The sequence below is a fragment of the Streptomyces sp. NPDC088910 genome, from assembly GCF_044749865.1.
Lineage (GTDB): Bacteria > Actinomycetota > Actinomycetes > Streptomycetales > Streptomycetaceae > Actinacidiphila.
In genome coordinates this window covers 310,753-331,046 of sequence record NZ_JBIVIV010000003.1, presented here as the reverse complement: position 1 = coordinate 331,046, position 20,294 = coordinate 310,753, and the positions used below count along the sequence as shown (strand labels likewise).

15 protein-coding genes are annotated in these 20,294 nt (G+C 71.3%); 8 read left to right on the top strand and 7 right to left on the bottom strand.

Features of this window, described 5'->3' with window-relative positions:
* Positions 1–165: 165 nt before the first annotated feature.
* On the top strand, positions 166–1,866 hold the full coding sequence (locus ACIP4Z_RS09775; RefSeq protein WP_391044635.1) for a methylmalonyl-CoA mutase family protein: 1,701 nt from the start codon (positions 166–168) through the stop codon (positions 1,864–1,866).
* 153 nt (positions 1,867–2,019) lie between these two features.
* On the top strand, positions 2,020–2,211 hold the full coding sequence (locus ACIP4Z_RS09770; RefSeq protein WP_355349625.1) for a DUF397 domain-containing protein: 192 nt from the start codon (positions 2,020–2,022) through the stop codon (positions 2,209–2,211).
* Between the two features lie 39 nt (positions 2,212–2,250).
* Here ACIP4Z_RS09770 and ACIP4Z_RS09765 read toward each other — a convergent pair whose 3' ends face one another.
* The gene (locus tag ACIP4Z_RS09765; RefSeq protein WP_355349622.1) at positions 2,251–2,898 is read right to left on the bottom strand and encodes a TetR/AcrR family transcriptional regulator; all 648 of its coding nucleotides are present in this window, start codon (positions 2,896–2,898) and stop codon (positions 2,251–2,253) included.
* A 227-nt stretch (positions 2,899–3,125) separates the two neighbouring features.
* Here ACIP4Z_RS09765 and ACIP4Z_RS09760 point away from each other — a divergent pair, with 227 nt between their 5' ends.
* The 4 genes from ACIP4Z_RS09760 (at position 3,126) to ACIP4Z_RS09745 (ending at position 7,434) form a co-directional block, all read left to right on the top strand.
* Positions 3,126–4,109, top strand: a complete 984-nt coding sequence (locus tag ACIP4Z_RS09760) for a co-chaperone YbbN (protein ID WP_401306268.1) — start codon at positions 3,126–3,128, stop codon at positions 4,107–4,109.
* A gap of 673 nt (positions 4,110–4,782) precedes the next feature.
* Complete coding sequence (locus ACIP4Z_RS09755) at positions 4,783–5,409, top strand: DUF6230 family protein (RefSeq protein WP_355349616.1); 627 nt, start codon at positions 4,783–4,785, stop codon at positions 5,407–5,409.
* A 98-nt stretch (positions 5,410–5,507) separates the two neighbouring features.
* Positions 5,508–6,110 (top strand): DUF6114 domain-containing protein, encoded by a 603-nt coding sequence (locus tag ACIP4Z_RS09750; protein ID WP_355349613.1) that lies wholly within the window; start codon positions 5,508–5,510, stop codon positions 6,108–6,110.
* Complete coding sequence (locus tag ACIP4Z_RS09745; protein ID WP_401306265.1) at positions 6,100–7,434, top strand: hypothetical protein; 1,335 nt, start codon at positions 6,100–6,102, stop codon at positions 7,432–7,434. Before ACIP4Z_RS09750 ends, ACIP4Z_RS09745 begins: the two co-directional genes overlap by 11 nt.
* A gap of 102 nt (positions 7,435–7,536) precedes the next feature.
* On the opposite strand, the gene pyk is transcribed toward ACIP4Z_RS09745, so the two are convergent.
* The 3 genes from pyk to pta all read right to left on the bottom strand — a co-directional run bounded on the left by pyk (position 7,537) and on the right by pta (position 12,257).
* Positions 7,537–8,955 (bottom strand): pyruvate kinase, encoded by a 1,419-nt coding sequence (gene pyk, locus ACIP4Z_RS09740; protein WP_355349607.1) that lies wholly within the window; start codon positions 8,953–8,955, stop codon positions 7,537–7,539.
* A gap of 75 nt (positions 8,956–9,030) precedes the next feature.
* Positions 9,031–10,179, bottom strand: coding sequence for an acetate/propionate family kinase (locus ACIP4Z_RS09735; protein ID WP_391044645.1), 1,149 nt, complete (start codon positions 10,177–10,179; stop codon positions 9,031–9,033).
* A complete protein-coding gene (gene pta / locus ACIP4Z_RS09730) occupies positions 10,176–12,257 on the bottom strand; it encodes a phosphate acetyltransferase (protein WP_355349601.1) in 2,082 nt (693 codons plus the stop codon). Before pta ends, ACIP4Z_RS09735 begins: the two co-directional genes overlap by 4 nt.
* A gap of 178 nt (positions 12,258–12,435) precedes the next feature.
* On the opposite strand from pta, the gene ACIP4Z_RS09725 reads away from it, so the two are divergent.
* Positions 12,436–13,434 carry an NAD(P)-dependent oxidoreductase gene (locus tag ACIP4Z_RS09725; RefSeq protein WP_391161527.1) on the top strand — a complete coding sequence of 333 codons (999 nt, stop codon included), beginning with the start codon at positions 12,436–12,438 and terminating at the stop codon, positions 13,432–13,434.
* Positions 13,435–13,543: 109 nt separating this feature from the next.
* On the top strand, positions 13,544–14,569 hold the full coding sequence (locus tag ACIP4Z_RS09720; RefSeq protein ID WP_355349595.1) for an ATP-dependent 6-phosphofructokinase: 1,026 nt from the start codon (positions 13,544–13,546) through the stop codon (positions 14,567–14,569).
* 57 nt (positions 14,570–14,626) lie between these two features.
* Here ACIP4Z_RS09720 and ACIP4Z_RS09715 read toward each other — a convergent pair whose 3' ends face one another.
* The 3 genes from ACIP4Z_RS09715 to ACIP4Z_RS09705 all read right to left on the bottom strand — a co-directional run bounded on the left by ACIP4Z_RS09715 (position 14,627) and on the right by ACIP4Z_RS09705 (position 19,925).
* A complete protein-coding gene (locus ACIP4Z_RS09715) occupies positions 14,627–15,643 on the bottom strand; it encodes a chitinase (protein WP_355349592.1) in 1,017 nt (338 codons plus the stop codon).
* 200 nt (positions 15,644–15,843) lie between these two features.
* Positions 15,844–18,381, bottom strand: a complete 2,538-nt coding sequence (gene glgB / locus ACIP4Z_RS09710) for a 1,4-alpha-glucan branching enzyme (protein ID WP_401306261.1) — start codon at positions 18,379–18,381, stop codon at positions 15,844–15,846.
* Positions 18,378–19,925, bottom strand: a complete 1,548-nt coding sequence (locus ACIP4Z_RS09705) for a maltokinase (protein ID WP_401306259.1) — start codon at positions 19,923–19,925, stop codon at positions 18,378–18,380. The genes glgB and ACIP4Z_RS09705 overlap by 4 nt, the downstream gene beginning before the upstream one ends.
* Positions 19,926–20,294: the final 369 nt, after the last annotated feature.

Here is a 20,294-nt window from a genome sequence, read left to right as displayed (position 1 = left end):
CAAGCCCGCGCCCGTCAAGCCTGAGCCGGTCAAGCCCGAGCGCGTCAAGCCCGAGCCCGTCAAGGCCGTCATGCCTGGGCCCCGGCCCTCTGAGACCCGGCTCACCCCAAGGGTGAGCCGTGTTCCCATCGACATTTACTAGGACGTCCTAGTAAATTCAAGGGTATGGACTCCCAAGGCATCGAGACAGGCCGCCAGCGCTGGCAGGCACGCTACGACTCAGCCCGTAAGCGGGAGGCCGACTTCAGCACGCTCTCGGGCGACCCCGTGGAGCCGGTGTACGGCCCGCCGGCGGGTGCGGACGTCCCCGGGTTCGAGCGGATCGGCTGGCCGGGCGAGTACCCGTTCACACGCGGACTGCACCCGACCGGCTACCGGGGGCGTACGTGGACGATCCGGCAGTTCGCCGGATTCGGCAACGCGCGGCAGACCAACGAGCGCTACAAGATGATCCTGGCCGCGGGCGGCGGCGGCCTCTCCGTCGCCTTCGACATGCCGACCCTGATGGGCCGCGACTCCGACGACCCCCGCTCGCTCGGCGAGGTCGGCCACTGCGGTGTCGCCATCGACACGGCCGCCGACATGGAGGTCCTGTTCGACGACATCCCGCTCGGCGACGTCACCACCTCGATGACCATCTCCGGACCCGCCGTCCCGGTCTTCTGCATGTACCTGGTCGCCGCCGAGCGGCAGGGCATCGACCCGGCCGTGCTCAACGGCACACTCCAGACGGACATCTTCAAGGAGTACATCGCCCAGAAGGAGTGGCTCTTCGAGCCCGCCCCGCACCTGCGGCTGATCGGCGACCTGATGGAGCACTGCGCCGCCTCCATCCCCGCGTACAAGCCGCTGTCCGTCTCCGGCTACCACATCCGCGAGGCCGGGGCGACGGCCGCGCAGGAGCTGGCGTACACCCTGGCCGACGGCTTCGGCTACGTGGAGCTCGGCCTGTCGCGCGGCCTGGACGTCAACACCTTCGCGCCCGGCCTGTCCTTCTTCTTCGACGCGCACCTCGACTTCTTCGAGGAGATCGCCAAATTCCGCGCCGCGCGCCGCATCTGGGCCCGCTGGATGCGCGACGAGTACGGCGCCACCAGCGACAAGGCGCAGTGGCTGCGCTTCCACACCCAGACCGCCGGGGTGTCGCTGACCGCGCAGCAGCCGTACAACAACGTCGTACGTACCGCCGTCGAGGCGCTGTCCGCCGTGCTCGGCGGCACCAACTCGCTGCACACCAACGCCCTCGACGAGACGCTGGCGCTGCCCAGCGAGCAGGCCGCCGAGATCGCGCTGCGCACGCAGCAGGTGCTGATGGAGGAGACCGGCGTCGCCAACGTCGCGGACCCGCTGGGCGGTTCCTGGTACGTCGAGGCGCTGACCGACCGCATCGAGGCCGACGCGGAGAAGATCTTCGACCGGATCAGGGCGCTGGGCGCCAAGGCCGTGCCGAGCGGCGAGCACCCGATCGGGCCGATGACCTCCGGCATCCTGCGCGGCATCGAGGACGGCTACTTCACCGGCGAGATCGCCGAGTCCGCCTTCCAGTACCAGCGCTCCCTCGAAAAGGGCGACAAGCGCGTCGTCGGCGTCAACGTGCACCACGGCTCCGTCACCGGCGACCTGGAGATCCTGCGGGTCAGCCACGAGGTCGAGCGCGACCAGGTCCGCGACCTCGCCTCCCGCCGTACCGCCCGCGACGACGCCGCCGTCCGCACCGCCCTGGACGCCATGCTCACCGCCGCCCGCGACGGCTCCAACATGATCCCGCCCATGCTCGACGCCGTCCGCGCCGAGGCCACCCTCGGCGAGATCTGCGACGCCCTGCGCGCCGAATGGGGCACCTACACCGAGCCCGCCCGCTTCTGACCCGCGGTGGTACGCCGCCGGTCGGGCCGTGGCCTGTCGTCCGTCCGGCGCGCCGTGTAGTCCGTCGTCGTCACGGCCCGTTCCGTTCGCTGTTCGCTGGGTAGCCTCGACATCTCGTGCGCAATCCACCGGCCCTCCAGCGAAAGGACGTTCGTGGCCCTTGAAGCGACCGTCGGCGACGACGGGATGATTCACATCCGCGAAACCGAGCAGCCGGAGATCGTGGCCGTCACCACCCCCGCCAAATGGGAGGCCTTCGTCAAGGGCGTCCGCGCCGGGGAGTTCGACCACTTCGTGGCAGGCGTGGAGACCCCGGAGTGCGGCGCTGTGAACGCGACCCCCTGACGCCGGGGCCGGCCGCTTCCGGCCCCCTGGCTCCGGCCCCTAGCTCCTGACGCCGGTGAGGCCGGTGGTCAGGAGGAGGGCGAGGCGGTCGGCCCAGTCGGGGTCGACCGGGCCGGCGCTGACCATGACGCGGTGGACGACGGTGCCGGCGATGACGTCGAAGATGAGGTCGGCGTCGCGGCCGGCGAGGGCGGGGTCGCACGGAGCGGGCGGGTCCGGGGGGAGTTCGCCGCGCTGCTGGGCGCGGTGGCGGCCGAGGAGGACGAGGTGCTTCTGGCGGTCGACGATCGCCTCGCGGATGCGCAGCCGCAGGGCGTCGTCGTGGGTGGCCTCGGCGACGACGGCCATCAGGCCCGTTCTGATGGCGGGCCGGTTGAGGAGTTCGGCGAAGCGCAGGACCACGCCGCGGATGTCGGCGTGCAGGCTGCCGAGGTCCGGGAGGTCGAGTTGCTCCTCGAACAGGGCGGCGATGGCGTCGACGACCAGCTCGTTCTTGCCGTTCCAGCGCCGGTAGAGGGTGGTCTTGGCGACGCCCGCGCGGGCCGCCACGTCGCTCAGCGTCAGCTTTCCCCAGCCCAGTTCGACCAGCGCCTCGCGGGTGGCGCCGAGGATCGCGCGGTCCGCCTCGGCACTTCGCGGGCGGCCGGTGCGTCTGTGAGGGGCGGGGGGCTCCACGAGCGGCTCCATAAGGCGGACCATACCGGCCGGTAGGTTACGTGACGAGTGACCGGTATCACATCGGGCGGCTTCCGCCGGGCAGCTCAGGGCAGTTACGCTACGACCCGTAGCGAAACGTGCGACAACCACGGGTGCGGATGGGGATCCGCACCGACAGCACCGCTCAGCGCCACCAGATCCGGGGTCTATCCGGGGTCTGTGCACGATCGGCTCCGGTAGGGGGGAGGATTGACCTCATGCAGCCACGGAACATGTCCATGAGCGGCGTGGTCGACCTCGCCGCGGTGAAGGCGGCCGGTGAGGCCAAGGTGAAGGCCGAGCAGGCCAGGGCGCAGCGGCAGGACCCCGCGAACGCCGACGCCCACACCGCTTCGCCGCTCGTCATCGAGGTGACCGAGGAGACCTTCGAGAGCGACGTCCTCCAGCGCTCCGCCGAAGTCCCGGTCGTCATCAGCTTCTGGGCCGACCAGGCCGACGCGAGCAAGCAGCTCAACGCGGTACTGGAACGGCTCACCGCCGAGTACCGCGGGCGCTTCGTCCTCGCTACCGCCGAGGTCTACGCCAACCAGATGCTCTTCCAGCAGTTCGGTGTCCAGGGAGTGCCCGCGGTCTTCGCGGTGCTGGCCGGGCAGGCCATGCCGCTCTTCCAGGGCAGCGCGCCCGAGGACCAGATCACCGAAGTGCTCGACCAGTTGATCGCCGTCGCCGAGCAGCGCTTCGGCATCGTCGGCCCCGAGGTCGACACGGACGCCGCCGCCCAGGGCGCGGCCCCGGCCGCCGAGGCGCCCCCGCGCCCGGCCACCCCGCAGGAGCTGGCGCTGTCCGCCGCGCACGACGCGCTGGACGCCGGTGACCTGAGCGGCGCCATCCAGGCGTACCGCAATGTGCTCTCCGACGAGCCGGGCAACGCCGAGGCCAAGCTGGGCCTGGCCCAGGCCGAGCTGCTCGACCGCGTGCAGGGCGCCGACCAGCAGGCGGTCCGCGAGGCCGCCGCCGCGTCACCCTCCGACGTCACCGCCCAGCTCGCCGCCGCCGACCTCGATCTGGTGGGCGGTCATGTGGAGGACGCCTTCTCGCGTCTGGTGGACACCGTGCGCCGCACCGCGGGCGACGACCGCGACGCGGTCCGCGTACGGCTGCTGGAGCTGTTCGAGGTCATCGGCCCCGACGACCCCCGGGTGGTCGCCGCGCGTACGGCGCTGATCAGAGTCCTCTTCTGAGGCGGCCGGGCGGCTGAACGGGACGCTCCGCCGAGCTGACCCTGCGGTCAGTTACCGCCGGTTCCCCGAGTGCCCGCCCCGGTTTTACTCAGAGATTTAGCGATACGGCGACCGCACTTTATCAAACCGTGACAATGAGCGGTCGCCGTTACCTCCGGTAAGAAATCAGCTCCGTTTCGACCGCTGATGTTCTTTATGCCGGATTTACCTGCCCCGGCCTTCCTCACTCTGCGTGAAATCGCCCCGTCCGGGGCGCACGGCCGCGACACCCATCCGTTACTCGCTAGTAATGAGCCCCTTGTGCGGCGCGCCCGAATGGACCACGATCGGCCAAGCTCGGTCCGTTGCCACAGCCCGGCCGCCAGTCGGCGCCACGGTTCGCGGGTCCCCGCCGAGTGGGTGCGTACGGCTCATGCCGCCGCTCCGGGACAGGGGGGTCTTCGCCTACCGGCGGAGCCTGTCCAGCAGGTTGCGCGAGAGCGTGGCCAGTGGTTGTCGCTCGGGGGTGATCGCCGAAGATTCGGACACCGCCGTCCGTACTCCTTGCTTCTTCGTGGGGAGGGACGGTTCGCCGATCACCGGCGCTCTCCTTCCCGAGGACGTAGCACTTCTCCCATCCCAGGCCAGGACCCGAACATCCCGGCCGGAGATGTACGTCCGAGAAGGAGGAAAAATGGAGTCGCTCGTTCGTGGCGGTACCAGATGGCGGCGGTTCGCCGTCGTCATGGTGCCGAGTGTCGCGGCTACGGCCGCGGTGGGTATAGCCATCGCTCAGGGCGCGCTCGCCGCGTCATTCAGCGTGTCAGGTCAGCAGTTCAAGGTAACGGCGGATCACCTGGACGGCACCGGCTTCGAGCAGTACGGCGCGCTCGACGTTCAGCACGGTGGCAAGTACATTCCGGTCGCGGTCTCGGCGTTCACCGACGCCACCATCAACGGCCTGTGCCAGTCCGTGGTCGTCCCGACGCCGATCGGTGACGTGACCCTGAAGTTGACCGCCGGCAAGGACCCGAAGAAGCCGGTTGTGGCACACAACCTCTACATCGACCTCGACCAGCTCGACGCCGATGCGGAGTTCCGGAACATCAACATCGGTGTCGCGGCCGGTGACAGTCACAAGGGTCCTGGCATCAAGGACAAGGACGCGACGGACCCAGGGTCGTTCGCCCAGGAGGCCGACCGGGCCATCCTCGACGGCGTGCACCAGACCGCCTGGGCCACCAGCGCGGGCACCTTCAAGCTCGCGGGCCTCAGCCTCGGCGTCAAGAAGGGCTCCGGCGCCGGGGTGGAGTGCTACTAAGCACCGCCTGAGTGGTCCGGGTGAGCCGCGCGGGACGCGGCTCACCCGGCGCCACCGATCGATCTCTCAGCAAAGCCAGTCCCAGGGAGCTGTTTCCTATGAGCGCCGAGTCAACAGGACTGAGTGCCCGGATCCGTTATTGGCGGCTGTCGTTCCGCCACTGGCGTTGGGGGCGCCCGTTCTGGGCGGGTCTGCTGACCCTCCTCGCCGGAGTGCCGATCGCCTACTTCCCGTACGCGAACCTCACGCTCGGCCAACTGACCGTCCGGATGGCGACGACCGCGGGCTCCGGCTCGCTGATCATCGGTGTCCTGCTGTTCGTGCTCGGCCTCACCATGTGGTTCCAGAGCGCGGTACGCATCTTCGCCGGTGTCGCGTCGATCCTGCTCGCCCTGGTGTCGCTGGTGGTCTCCAACTTCGGCGGCTTCCTCGTCGGCTTCCTGCCCGCGCTGCTCGGCGGCGCGCTCGCCGTCTCCTGGGCGCCGGGTGTCCCGGCGACCGACGAGCCGGGCGAGAAGGCGGAGCTGCCCGACGGCGCCCCTGAGGGCGGCGGCGACGAGAACGCTCCGCCCACCCTGCCCGCGCAGTCCCAGGGGCCCCACGAGCCCGCTGAGGCGTACGGACAGCCCGAGCCGGTCCACGCCGGAGCGCGGCCCGACGAAGAGAACACCGAGGAGAACGGGAGGCACCGTGCTGGGTGACGACGCTCAGCAGGCCGAGAGCGACGGGTCCCGTAACCGGGCCACCTCGGGACCGCGGCACGCGGCTCCCCGCAAGTCCCTGCTGACCAAGCTGCACGTGCCCGCCGGGAAGGCGGTCGCCCTGGCCGCGATGCCCACGGCCGTACTGATGGGCATGGGCTTCACGCCGCATCTCGCGCAGGCCGACGAGATGCCCAAGAACCCGTACAAGCCCGGCCCCTGCGTGACTCAGTCGGACACCCCGAGCCCTTCGGCCTCCAAGAGCGCGGCGGACGGCAAGGCCACGGACAAGCCGGGCGGGCAGGAGACGTCGAAGCCGACGACCGGCCCGAGCCCGTCGAGCAGTCCGAGTCCTTCCACGAGCCCGGAGGCGCCCGCGCCGACCGACTCGGCGAAGGCCCCGTCGTCCGACAGCGGCGCCGACAGCAAGACCGAGAACACGTCCCGGGCGACCGGCACGCCGAGCGCCACCCCGAGCCCGACCAAGTCGGTCAACCCGTGGGACCCGCTGGGCCTGGGCGACCTGGTGAGCGGGCTGCTCGGCGGCGGCAAGACCCCGACCGCGACGCCCACCACCCAGGCCCCGCAGCCGGACCCGGCGCCGACGACCGCGAAGCCCGAGCCGAGCACGTCGCCGTCGGCGAGCGCGCCCGCCAAGGGCGACGACCCGGTGGGCACGGCCGGCAAGACCGTCAAGGACACCGTGGACACCGCCGTCGGCGGTCTCGACAAGACGGTGAAGGACGCCAAGGACGCCAAGGACGCGGCCAAGGACGCCAAGGACAAGGCGTCGCCCAGTGCCACCCCGAGCGCGGGCGGCACCGACGACCCGCAGTCCTACCCGTGCCCGGTGTACGACGCGAAGGCGCTCGCCGACGCCGATGTCGAGCAGGGCATACCCCTGCTGCCGGACACCCCGTGGGTCCTGAAGACCACGAAGCTGACCCTGCACGGCCTGTCGTACCACGGCATAGTCAAGGTCAAGACGCACAACGGCACGGTGAAGGACGTCCTGAAGTTCACCGTCTCCGGCATCGACATCGACAATCTGCACCAGATAGTCGACGGCCCCAAGGGCACGAAGACGAACGTCGAGGCGGCCAAGGGCTCCACCTCGAAGTTCACCAACGGCACGGTGACGCTCTACACCGAGTCCCTCAGCGGCAATCTCCTCGGGCTGATCCCCATCACCTTCACCCCGAAGGCGCCCCCGCCGCTGACCCTCCCCGAACTGTTCTTCACCAACGCCACCGTTATCCAGGCGGCCCAGTTCGGCGGCACCCTCCACGTCCCCGGCATGCACATCTACGGCACCCCCGGCTAGCCGAGCCCCCAACGCCGCGCGGCCCGCACCCCTTTCGGAAGGGGCGCGGGCCGCGGGCGGTTGCTGGTCGCTGGTCTCTGGTTTCTACGGGGGAGGGGGCGGTCAGTCGCCGAGGTGGTGGACGCGGACGAGGTTGGTGGTGCCGGGGACGCCCGGAGGGGAGCCGGCGGTGATGATGACGGTGTCGCCCTTGGCGTACTCGGAGAGCTTGAGCATCTCGCGGTCGACGAGCTCGACCATGGCGTCGGTGTTGTCGACGTGCTCGACCACGAAGGACTCCACACCCCAGGTCAGCGCGAGCTGGTTGCGGGTGGCGGGGTCGGTGGTGAAGGCCAGGACCGGCTCGGGCACGCGGTAGCGGGCCAGTCGGCGGGCGGTGTCACCGGACTTGGTGAAGGCGACCAGGGACTTGGCGTCCAGGAAGTCGCCCAGCTCGGCGGCGGCGCGGGCCACGGCGCCGCCCTGGGTGCGGGGCTTCTTGCCGGGGGCCAGCGGCTGGAGCCCGCGGCACAGCAGCTCCTCCTCGGCGGCCACGACGATCCGCGACATCGTCTTGACGGTCTCGATCGGATACTTGCCGACCGACGACTCGGCGGACAGCATGACCGCGTCCGCGCCGTCCAGGATCGCGTTGGCCACGTCGGACGCCTCGGCGCGCGTGGGCCGCGAGTTGGTGATCATCGACTCCATCATCTGGGTCGCCACGATCACCGGCTTGGCGTTGCGCCGGCACATCTCGACCAGCCGCTTCTGCACGACCGGCACCTGCTCCAGCGGGTACTCCACGGCGAGGTCGCCGCGCGCCACCATCACCGCGTCGAACGCCGCGACGACGCTCTCCATGTTCTCGACCGCCTGCGGCTTCTCCACCTTGGCGATGACCGGGACGCGGCGCCCCTCCTCGTCCATGACGCGGTGCACGTCACGGACGTCCTTGGCGTCGCGCACGAAGGACAGCGCGACCATGTCGACGCCCATCCGGAGCGCGAACCGCAGGTCGTCGATGTCCTTCTCGGACAGCGCCGGCACGTTCACCGCGGCGCCCGGCAGGTTGATGCCCTTGTGGTCGGAGATCACGCCGCCCTCGACCACCAGCGTGCGGACCCGCGGGCCCTCGACCTCGATGACGCGCAGCGCCACGTTGCCGTCGTTGATCAGGATCGGGTCGCCCTTGGAGACATCGCCCGGCAGACCCTTGTACGTGGTACCGCAGATGGACTTGTCGCCCGCGACGTCCTCGACGGTGATGGTGAACTCGTCGCCCGCGATCAACTCGACCGGTCCGTCGGCGAATTTGGCGAGGCGGATCTTGGGACCCTGGAGGTCGGCGAGGACTCCGATCGCCCGGCCGGTCTCGGCGGCGATCTTACGGACGCGCTGGTAGCGCTCCTCGTGCTCGGCGTGGCTGCCGTGACTGAAATTGAAACGGGCCACATTCATGCCCGCCTCGACCAACGACTTGAGCTGGTCGTAGGAGTCGACGGCGGGACCCAGGGTACAGACGATCTTGGCTCGGCGCATGGGCGCTATCCTATCGGTTTGTTCCGCTCCGGAATATTCCAGGGGCGGTCGTGGCTGCGGGACGGTCAGCCATGCTTATTCGGTCGCCAGTACGTAAGTATCGCGGGCGATCTCCAGCTCTTCGTCAGTGGGCACCACCGCGACGGCCACCCGCGACGCCGCCGCCGAGACCAGCCGGGCCGCAGTGCCGCGAAGCGCGTTGCGTACAGGGTCCATAGTGACACCTAGATTGTCGAGACCCAACAAAGCCGCTTCGCGAACTGCGGCCGAATTCTCGCCGACGCCCGCCGTGAAGGCGATCGCGTCCACCCGGCCCAGCACCGCGCTGAAGGCCCCCACGTAACGGCGGATCCGGTGCGCGTAGACGTCGAAGGCGAGCTGCGCCGCCCGGTCGCCCTCGGCCATCCGGCGGCCGATCTCCCGCATGTCGTTGTCACCGCACAGGCCCAGCAGACCGCTGCGCTTGTTCAGCAGCGTGTCGATCTCGTCGGTGCCCATGCCGGCCACCCGCTCCAGGTGGAACACCACCGCCGGGTCGAGGTCGCCGGAGCGGGTGCCCATGACCAGCCCCTCAAGGGGCGTCAGGCCCATCGAGGTGTCCACGCACACCCCGCCGCGCACCGCGGAGGCCGACGCGCCGTTGCCCAGGTGCAGCACGATCACGTTGACGTCGGCCGGCTCCCTGCCGAGCAGCTCCGCCGTCGCCCGCGAGACGAAGGCGTGCGAGGTGCCGTGGAAACCGTAGCGGCGGATGCCGTACCGGTCGGCGGTCGCCGCGTCGATCGCGTACCGCGCCGCGGCCTCCGGGATCGTCGAGTGGAAGGCCGTGTCGAAGACCGCGACCTGCGGCAGATCGGGCCGCAGCTCACGCGTCACCTTGATACCGGTGATGTTGGCCGGATTGTGCAGAGGTGCCAACGGCACCAGCTCCTCGATCGCGGCCACCACCTCGTCGGTGATCAGCGTCGGCTCGGTGAAACGCGTACCGCCGTGCACCACCCGGTGGCCGATCGCCGCCAGCTCCGGCGAGTCCAGGCCGAGGCCCTGCTCATCGAGCTGCTCCGCCACGGTGTGCAGCGCCGCCGCGTGGTCGGGCGCACCGCCGCCCTCGCCGATCCGCTCCACCAGACCGGTCGCCAGACGCGCGTGGTCGGCCATGTCCAGCAGTTGGTACTTCACCGACGAGGAGCCGGAGTTGATGACCAGTACACGGGTCGCGCTCACGGGTTCTCTCCCTGGGCCTGGATCGCGGTGATCGCGACCGTCGTGACGATGTCCTGCACCAGCGCGCCGCGCGACAGGTCGTTGACCGGCTTGCGCAGACCCTGGAGCACCGGTCCGACGGCGACCGCGCCCGCCGAGCGCTGCACCGCCTTGTACGTGTTGTTGCCGGTGTTCAGGTCGGGGAAGATCAGCACGGTCGCCTGCCCGGCCACCGCGGACCCCGGCATCTTGGTGGCCGCCACCGAGGGCGCCACCGCCGCGTCGTACTGGATCGGCCCCTCCACCAGCAGGTCGGGCCGCCGCTCGCGGACCAGCTCGGTGGCCGCCCGCACCTTGTCGACGTCCGCGCCCGAGCCCGAGGTGCCGGTCGAGTACGACAGCATCGCGATCCGCGGCTGTACGTCGAAGCGGGCCGCGGTGCCCGCCGCCTGGATGGCGATGTCCGCCAACTGCTCGGCGTCCGGGTCCGGATTGACGGCGCAGTCGCCGTACACCAGCACCTTGTCCGCCAGGCACATGAAGAACACCGAGGAGACGATCGCCGCGTCGGGGCGGGTCTTGATGATCTCGAAGGCCGGGCGGATCGTCGCCGCCGTGGAGTGCACCGCGCCCGACACCATGCCGTCGGCCAGGCCCTCCTGGACCATCAGGGTGCCGAAGTACGACACGTCCGCGACCACGTCGTACGCCAGCTCGTAGCTGACGCCCTTGTGCGCGCGCAGCTGCGCGTACAGCGCGGCGAACCGGTCCCGCAGCGGTGAGGTCTGCGGGTCGACGACGCTCACGCCCGGCTGGTCGAGGGAGATCCCGAGGTCGGCCGCCTTCTTGCGCAGCGTGTCCTCCTCGCCGAGCAGGATCAGGTCGCACACCCCGCGGCGCAGCAGCACCTCGGTGGCCCGCAGAATTCGTTCCTCGCCGCCCTCGGGCAGCACGATCCGCTTGCGCGCCGACCGCGCCCGCTCGATCAGCGCGTGCTCGAACATCATCGGCGTCACCCGCGCCGACCTGGCGACCGACAGCCGCTCGGTCAGCTCCGCGGTGTCCACATGCGTCTCGAACACGCCCAGCGCCGTCTCCGCCTTGCGCGGTGTGCCCGCGCCCAGCTTGCCGTCCAGCGCGAACAGCCCGGCCGCCGTCGGGAAGGAGCCGGTCGCCACCGACAGCACCGGGGTGCCGGGCGCCAGCCGGTTCGCCAGCGCCAGGATGTGCGGCGGCGGCTTCTCGTCCAGCGTCAGCAGCACCCCCGCGATCGGCGGCGACCCCGCCGAGTGCGCCGCCAGCGCCCCGATCACCAGATCCGCCCGGTCGCCGGGCGTCACCACCACACAGCCGGGGGTCAGCGCGGGCAGGAACGTCGGCAGCATCGCGCCGCCGAACACGAAGTCCAGCGCGTCCCTGGACATCCCCGCGTCGTCGCCCAGCAGCACCCGCGCGCCCAGCGTCTCCGCGATCTGCGCCACCGTCGGCGCCGACAGCGCGGGCTCGTCCGGCAGCACGTACACCGGCACGTCCGGGACCCGGCCCAGCCGCTCCGCCGCCTCCGCGACCTCCGCCGGGGCCACCCGGTTCGCGATCATCGCGATCACGTCGCAGCCCAGATTCGTGTACGCGTGATACGCGTTGCGTACCTCGGCGACCACCGACTCCGCCGACTGCTCCAGACCGCCGATCACCGCGAGCACCGACGCGCCGCACTCGTTCGCCAGCCGCGCGTTGACGCCCAGCTCCGCCGGGAGGTTGGTGCCCGCGAAGTCGGACCCCAGGATCAGCACCGTCTCGTACTCCGCCGCCACCCTCAGGTAGCCGTCCACCAACCGGGCGGTCAGCGCCTCCTGTCCCTGCTCGGCCTGGAGCGCCGCCGCCTCCTCGTACCCCATGCCGAAGACGCTCGCCGCGTCCTGGGTCAGCCGGTAGCGGCTGCGCAGCAGCTCGAAAATACGGTCGGGGGTGTCGTGGACCAGCGGGCGGTAGACGCCGACCCGGTCGACCTGGCGGGTCAGCAGCTCCATCACCCCCAGCTCGATCACCTGGCGGCCGTCGCCGCGGCCGATCCCCGTGAGGTAGACGCTGCGCGTCACGCTTGATCCGTCCGTTCTGCCCTGAACCCTTCGCGTACGGCCGTACGCACCCCTGACGCTAACGCTCCCGGGTACCGCCTGCCGCCCAGGGGCACCTGCCCGCCTCCGCGAGGCGTGGCGCGGGGCGCGCGGCGCGCACGTAGAGTGAGGAAGGACTCACGTAAGGAGGGCCGGTCCTGTGGACGTGTTGGCGACTGGGGTGCAGCGCGACGAGCGCCCTCTGCTGGAGGCGGCCTTCGGGGCGCGCCATCAGGTGCGGTGTCTTGAGACGTTCCTCACCAAGGACACCGTGCCGCTGGCGGCGGGGTACGAGGCCGTGTCGACGAGTGTGAACGCGGTGCTGGACGCGCCGGTGCTCGAAGCCCTGGTGCGCGGCGGCACGAAGCTGATCGCGCAGCGCTCGACGGGCTACAACAACATCGACCTGGACCACGCGGAGCGGCTGGGGATGACGGTGGCGCGCGTGGCCCGCTACTCCCCGTATTCGGTGGCGGAGTTCGCCTGGACGCTGGCCTCGGCGCTGAACCGGCGGATCGTCCGGGCCGCGAGCCGCACGCGCGACTTCGACTTCCGGCTCGACGGCCTGCTCGGCCGGGACTTCCACGGCCGTACGGTCGGCGTGGTCGGCACCGGCAAGATCGGCACCGCCTTCACCGCCATCGCCCGCGGCTACGGCATGCGGATTCTCGGCTGGGACATCGCGGTCAACCCCGCCTGCACCGAACTGGGGATGGAGTACGTCGAACTGGACCGGCTCTTCCGGGAGTCGGACCTGATCAGCCTCCATGTGCCGCTGATGCCCTCCACCCACCACCTGGTCGGCGAGCGGCGGCTGGCGCTGATGAAGGACGACGCGATCCTGATCAACTCCAGCCGCGGCGGCCTGATCGACTCCGCCGCGCTGGTCGAGACGCTGCGCGAGGGCAGGCTCGGCGGCGTCGGGCTCGACGTGTACGAGGAGGAGGCCGGGGTCTTCTTCTACGACAAGTCGCTGGAGGTGATGACGGACGACACCCTGGCCCGGCTGCTGACCTTCACGCATGTGCTGATCACCTCGCACCAGGCGTACTTCACGGTGGACGCGATCGACGAGATCGTCGCCGCCACCGTCCGCAATGTGGACGACTATGTGGCGGGCCGGATCACCGAGTGCACGCTGGTCCCGAAGTCCCCGTGACCTGGAGCCCCGCTCCGGGGCGACCAGGCGCTGTGATCCACTGGATACCGACAGCGCGTGACAGCACGCGCCACAGCAGCAGCCGACGACCGTCTGGAGAGACAGGCCCATGCGTATCGGAGTCCTCACCGCCGGCGGCGACTGCCCCGGCCTCAACGCCGTCATCCGGTCGGTCGTGCACCGCGCGCTGACCGGGTACGACGACGAGGTCATCGGCTTCGAGGACGGCTTCGTCGGCCTGCTGGAGGGCCGCTTCCGGCCGCTCGACCTCAACTCGGTGAGCGGCATCCTCGCCCGCGGCGGCACCATCCTCGGCTCGGCCCGGCTGGAGCGCGCCCGGCTGCGCGAGGCGGCGGACAACGCGGACGAGATGTGCGCCGAGTACGGCATCGACGTGCTGATCCCGATCGGCGGCGAGGGCACGCTGACCGCCGCCCGGATGCTCTCCGACGCCGGGATGCCGGTCGTGGGCGTGCCCAAGACCATCGACAACGACATCAACGGCACCGACCGCACCTTCGGCTTCGACACCGCCGTGACCGTCGCCACCGAGGCCATAGACCGGCTGAAGACCACCGCGGAGTCCCACCAGCGCGTGATGGTGGTCGAGGTGATGGGCCGGCACGCCGGGTGGATCGCCCTGGAGGCGGGCATGGCGGGCGGCGCGCACGGCATCTGCATCCCCGAACGCCCCTTCGAGCCGTCCCAGTTGGTGGCGATGGTCGAGGAACGCTTCGCGCGCGGCAAGAAATTCGCCGTCATCTGCGTCGCCGAGGGCGCCCACCCGGCCAAGGGCAGCATGGACTACGGCGTCGGCGAGATCGACAAGTACGGGCACGAGCGCTTCGCGGGCATCGGCGCCACGCTGGCCATGGAGCTGGAGGAGCGGCTGGGCAAGGAGGCCCGCCCGGTCATCCTCGGCCACGTCCAGCGCGGCGGCGTACCGACCGCGTACGACCGGGTGCTGGCCAACCGCTTCGGCTGGCACGCGGTGGAGGCGGCCCACAAGGGCGCCTTCGGTCACATGACCTCGCTCCAGGGCACGACGATCGGCCTGGTCCCGCTGGCCGACGCCGTCACCCAGCTCAAGACCGTCCCCGAGGAGCGCATGGAAGAGGCGGAGTCGGTCTTCTGACCCCGCCCCTTCCGCTGCTGCCTCGCCCGAGGCCGGCTGAGGCCGTCTGACGCGGCCTCAGCCGGTGTACGCGGCCAGGGCCTTGGTGAAGTCGTACGTGTTCTGCGTGATGCCGCTGCACGAGTCGCCAGCGGACTCGCCGGAGCCGCACTTGCGGTCCCGGTTGAGGGCCCAGAAGCTGACGCGGGCCAGGTGGTGGCCGGTCGCGTAGGACACGATCGACTTGAAGTCCGCGAGCGAGACGGTCTCGCCCGCGCTGTCGGTCTTGCCGTTCATCGAGGACAGGCCGACCTTGCGGTAGGCGGCGTCGGAGGACAGCCCGTACGCGCTGGCGACGGCGTTCTTCAGGCCGTCCACCGCCGACTTGGTGGTGGCCAGCATGTCGGTGGTGCCGCCCTGGTCGTAGTCGAAGGGCATGACGGCCCAGGCGTCGATGTTCAGCCCGGCGGCGGCGCCCTTCTTGATCAGGTCCTTGCCCGCGGAGTCGGGCCCGGTCGGCGTGGTGCCGAAGGTGACGTAGATCTTCAGGGCGCTGTTGTTCGCGCGGACCGTCTTGAGCGCGTCGACCACCCGCTGCCGCACGGTCGCGTTGCTGAACTCGCCCGCCTCGATGTCGATGTCGATCGACTTCAGGGAGTAGGCGTCGATCACCTTCTGGTACGCCCCGGCGAGCGCGGACGCCGATGTGCACTTCTGGCCCAGCTTGTTGCCGCTGTAGCCGCCGAAGGAGACGGTGACGTCACCGCCCGCGTTCCTGATCGCGTTGATCGTGGACTGGTCGGTGCCGCCGGTCAGCGCGCGGCTGCCGTCCCACTTCGGGTTGCAGCCGCCGTCGGAGAGCATGAAGGCCATCGTGAACTGCTTGATGCCGGTCGCCGACATCACCGACGTGGCCGAGGGCGGGTTGCCCCAGCCCAGGTAGAGATAGGGCGCCGAGATGCCGCTGGGCAGCGCGGTCGCCGCCGCGTGGGCGGAACCGGCCGCCGTGCCGAGGCCGAGCGCGAGGGCGGCGGTCAGCCCGGTGGCGGCGGCGAGGGCGGTCCTGCGGAGGCGGGGGGTTGCGGAGGACGACATGGGGGGACACTCCTTGCCTGAGCGGGGAGTCGAGCTTCCGGAAGGGCCCGGAAAGGCGTTGCCGGAACGGTAGTAGCGCTGGCGTGTCCGCAACAAGGGTTTTGGTTAGGAAACTTTCCTGTCTTGCTGATGGGGCCCAAACGGCCCCCGCGGGCCGGGCCGTCGCCCGGCCCGCGGGGGCCGTGTCGGTCACGCGAGGACTACGCCGGGCGCAGCCAGAGGGTCGCCAGCGGGGGAAGGGTCAGCGAGATGCTGTGGGGCTGGCCGTTCCAGGGCGTCGGCTCGCTCTTGACGGGCTCGGCGACCACGACACCGCTGCCGCCGTAACGGGCCTCGTCGGTGTTCAGCACCTGCTTCCAGACGACGTCGGGGGAGCCGAGGCGGTAGTTCTCGCGGACGACGGGGGAGAAGTTGCTGACGCACAGCAGCGGGTCACCCGCCTCGTCGTAGCGGAGGAAGGAGAAGGTGTTGTCCTCCACCGCGCCGCCGTCGATCCAGGTGAAACCGCTGGGGTCGGTGTCGAGCTGCCACAGCGCGGGCGCGGCCGTGTACGCCGCGTTCAGGTCGCGGACCAGGTCGCGTACGCCCCTGTGGTCGGCCGCGGCCGGGTAACTCTCGTCCAGCAGCCACCAGTCGGGGCCGTTCTCGTGCGACCACTCGGCGCCCTGCGCGAACTCCTGCCCCATGAAGAGCAGTTGCTTGCCGGGGTGCGCCCACATGAAGCCCAGGTACGCCCGTACGGTGGCCCGCTGCTGCCACCAGTCGCCGGGCATCTTCGCCACCAACGAGCCCTTGCCGTGCACCACTTCGTCGTGCGAGATGGGCAGCACGTAATTCTCCGAGTACGCGTACACCATGGAGAACGTCATCTCGTTGTGGTGGTACTTGCGGTGCACCGGCTCGTGCGAGACGTAGTCCAGCGAGTCGTGCATCCAGCCCATGTTCCACTTCAGGCCGAAGCCGAGGCCGCCGAAGCCGGCCGGGCCGACCAGGTGGGTGGGCCGGGTGACCCCGTCCCAGGCCGTCGACTCCTCGGCGATGGTGACGGTGCCGGGACAGCGCCGGTAGACGGTCGCGTTCATCTCCTGGAGGAACGCCACCGCGTCCAGATTCTCCCGGCCGCCGTACGCGTTGGGCAGCCAGTCGCCGCCCTCGCGGGAGTAGTCGAGGTAGAGCATCGAGGCCACCGCGTCCACCCGCAGCCCGTCGATGTGGAACTCCTCGCACCAGTACACGGCGTTCGCCACCAGGAAGTTGCGCACCTCGGTACGGCCGAAGTCGAACTCCAGGGTGCCCCAGTCCGGGTGTTCCGCCCGGCGCGGGTCGGCGGGCTCGTACAGCGGCGCGCCGTCGAACCGGGCCAGCGCCCAGTCGTCCTTGGGGAAGTGCGCGGGCACCCAGTCCATGATCACGCCGATCCCGGCCGCGTGCAGGGCGTCCACCAGGTACCGGAAGTCGTCGGGCGAGCCGAGCCGCGAGGTCGGCGCGTAGTACGACGTCACCTGGTAGCCCCAGGAGCCGCCGAAGGGGTGCTCGGCGACCGGCATCAACTCCACGTGCGTGAAGCCGAGTTCCTTCACGTACGCGGGCAACTGCTCGGCCAGCTCACGGTAGGTCAGCCCCGGCCGCCACGAGGCCAGGTGCAGCTCGTAGACCGAGAACGGCGCCCGGTGCACCGGGAGTTCGCCCCTGCGGGCCATCCACTCCTGGTCTGCCCACTCGTACGCCGACTCCGTGACGACCGACGCGGTCGCGGGCGGCACCTCGGTGGCCCGCGCCATCGGGTCGGCCTTCATCCCGCGCGAGCCGTCGGGCCGGGTGATCTCGTACTTGTACGCCGTCCCGCTGCCGACGCCCGGCACGAACAGCTCCCACACCCCGGTCGCGCCCAGCGAGCGCATCGGGAAGCCGGTGCCGTCCCAGTAGTTGAACTCCCCGGCCACGCGCACCCCGCGCGCGTTCGGCGCCCACACCGCGAAGCGCGTACCGGTCACGCCGCCGTGCGTCATCGGCCGGGAGCCCAGCGCCTTCCACAGCTCCTCGTGCCGCCCCTCCCCGATCAGATGCAGGTCCAGCTCCCCGAGGGACGGCAGGAAGCGGTACGGGTCCTCCACGATGTGCTCGCCGTCGTCGTACGTGACGGCCAGCCGGTACTCCGGCACGTCGGTGCGGGGCAGCACCGCGGAGAAGAGGCCGTCGGCCTCGTCGGTGAGGTCGAACCGCTCGCCGTCCACGACGGCCGCCACCGCCCGTGCGAACGGCCGCAGCGCCCTGATCCGGACGCCGCCGTTCACCGGGTGCGCCCCCAGCACTCCGTGCGGGTCGTGATGCGCGCCGTCCAGCAGCCGCCGGCGGTCGTCGCCGACCAGGCTTCCGGGTTCCGGCCCGAAGGAGGGCTCGGGGTCGGCCCCGGACCTCCCGCCGGTGGTGGGCTGCTCGCGCTCACGCGGCGGCAGCCGCACATCGGACTCGGCCCCGGGCCCCTGCGGGGCGCTCTCGGCGAGCCGGCCGGTCGCGGCCGGGCCCGCGCCGGGCACCGTGACCGCCGGGGCCACAGGACCCGCGCCCGGCACCGGGGCGGCCGGTACCGCCGGGGCGTCGGACGAGGGGGCAGGCGGGGTCGTATCCGCGAGCGGGGCCGGCCCCGGAGCCGTGCCGGAGGCGGCCGGGTGGGGGGTGCCGCGGTCGTAGCCGCGCGCCTGGGCCTCGGGGAGGAAACGGTCGTCGGGGCGTGTCACGGGCTGGACTCCTCAGAAGGGGCGGCGTCAGAAGTGGCGGCGGCCAGGCGGGCCAGGGCGGAGAGCGGGATGGGGAGCCAGGCGGGGCGGTGCCGCGCCTCGTACCGGGCCTCGTAGACCGCCTTGTCGGTCTCGAAGGCCCGTATCAGCACGGGCTGTTCGCGCGGGTCCACCCCGGACACGGCGGCGTACCCGGCGCAGAAGGCGTCCCGGTGGCGGGCGGCCCAGGGACCGTTGCCGCTGTGGTGGGCGGCGTAGTCGAAGGACCGCAGCATGCCCGCCACGTCCTGGACCGGCGGCGCCGCCCGGCGCCGTTCGGCCAGCGGCCGGGCAGGCTCGCCCTCGAAGTCGATCAGCACCCACTCGCCGTCCGGGCCGCGCAGCGCCTGCCCCAGGTGCAGGTCGCCGTGGATCCGCTGGGCGGTCACCGCGTTGCCGGGGGCCGCGCCGAGCCGCGCGAGGTCGTCGAAGGCCGAGCGCAGCGCCGCGACGTGCGGCCGTACGGCCGGGACCTCCTTCGCGGTCTCGTCCAGCCGCCGGGTCATCGCCGAGGCGATACGTTCCAGCGCTGGGCCGTCCAGGGTACGGACCGGCAGCGCGTCGGCCAGGGCGCCGTGCACCTCGGCCGTGGCGCGGCCGAGCGCCGCCGCCTCGCCGGTGAAGTCGCCGTCCTCGGCGACCGAGGCCAGGGCCAGGGCCCAGCCGTCGGACGAGCCGGGCAGGAAGCGCTGGAGCACACCGAGCGTGGTCGGCTCCGTCGTGCCCGCCGCCGCGCCCTGCGGGCCCATGACGCCCTCCGGCGGCAGCGCCTCGAACCAGGCGACCGGCTCCGCGACCCGCCGCGAGCCCTTGTGGGCCAGCGCGAGCGACAGCTCCAGGTCCGGGTTGGTGCCGGGGGAGACGCGGCGGAACAGCTTGAGGATGTAGGCGTCCCCGTACACGACCGAGGTGTTGGACTGCTCGGCGGTGGAGACGCGCGGGGTCAGCCCCGGCGGGAACTCCTCCTGCGGCTCGACGCTGAAGCGCAGCCGCCCGGTGGTGCCGGGCGCGCGGAGCCGTTCGAGCAGCAGCGCGGCCAGCCGGGGGTCGTGCGGCGCGTCGTAGAGCGTCAGGCCGTCGTACGGGCCGCCGACGGCCGGGCCGAGCGCGGCCCGTACCAGCGCCGACGGCAGCAGCGGGTGCGCGCCGAGCAGCAGTTGGTAGCAGTCGGCGGGGCGGCCGGGCTGCTCGACGTCCACCAGGACGTGCAGCAGCCCCAGCGGGCCGAGCCGGCCGCCGGGAGGCATCAGCTCGGTGGCCGCGGCCAGCCGGAAGCCGCCGATGGGCAGGCCCTTGCCGGCGAACCAGCGCTGTTTGGGCAGCCAGGAGCGCAGCAGCGGTTCGAGCGACCGCAGCAGGCCGGGCGCCAGCGGCCGCCCGGCGACGGGCGGCACGCCGGTCGCGGACGGCACGTCCGGGCCCGTCGGCGAAGCGGCGGCCGAGGCCGCGGCCGAGGCGGCGGCCGGGGCGGATGAGGAAGCCGCGGCCGAGCGCGCGTCCGTCACGGGGCGTGACCCCGACACGGATGGTGAACTCGATGGTGAATTCGATACGGACGGTGAGGTGGATCCGGATGGTGAGGTGGGTACGGAAGGAGCACGGGTCCAGGAGCGGTCCGACATGACGTCCTTTCCCCGGGGAGTCGCGCACCCGGCCGCTTCGACGCGCGGCGGGGGCGCCAGCCTCCCGGATGACGGGTTCGGGCTGTCCGGCGACACGGGGAGCCTGCCCCGGGCGGGTGACAGGAAACCGCCGTACGGCCCGCCCGCGTGACGATCATGTGTCAGCGAGCCGACGTACGACGGAATGCGCCCCGCGGGTGCTGCTGGGGTACTCCGGATACTGCCAGGGGTCCGGGATGCCCGCTACTCGGA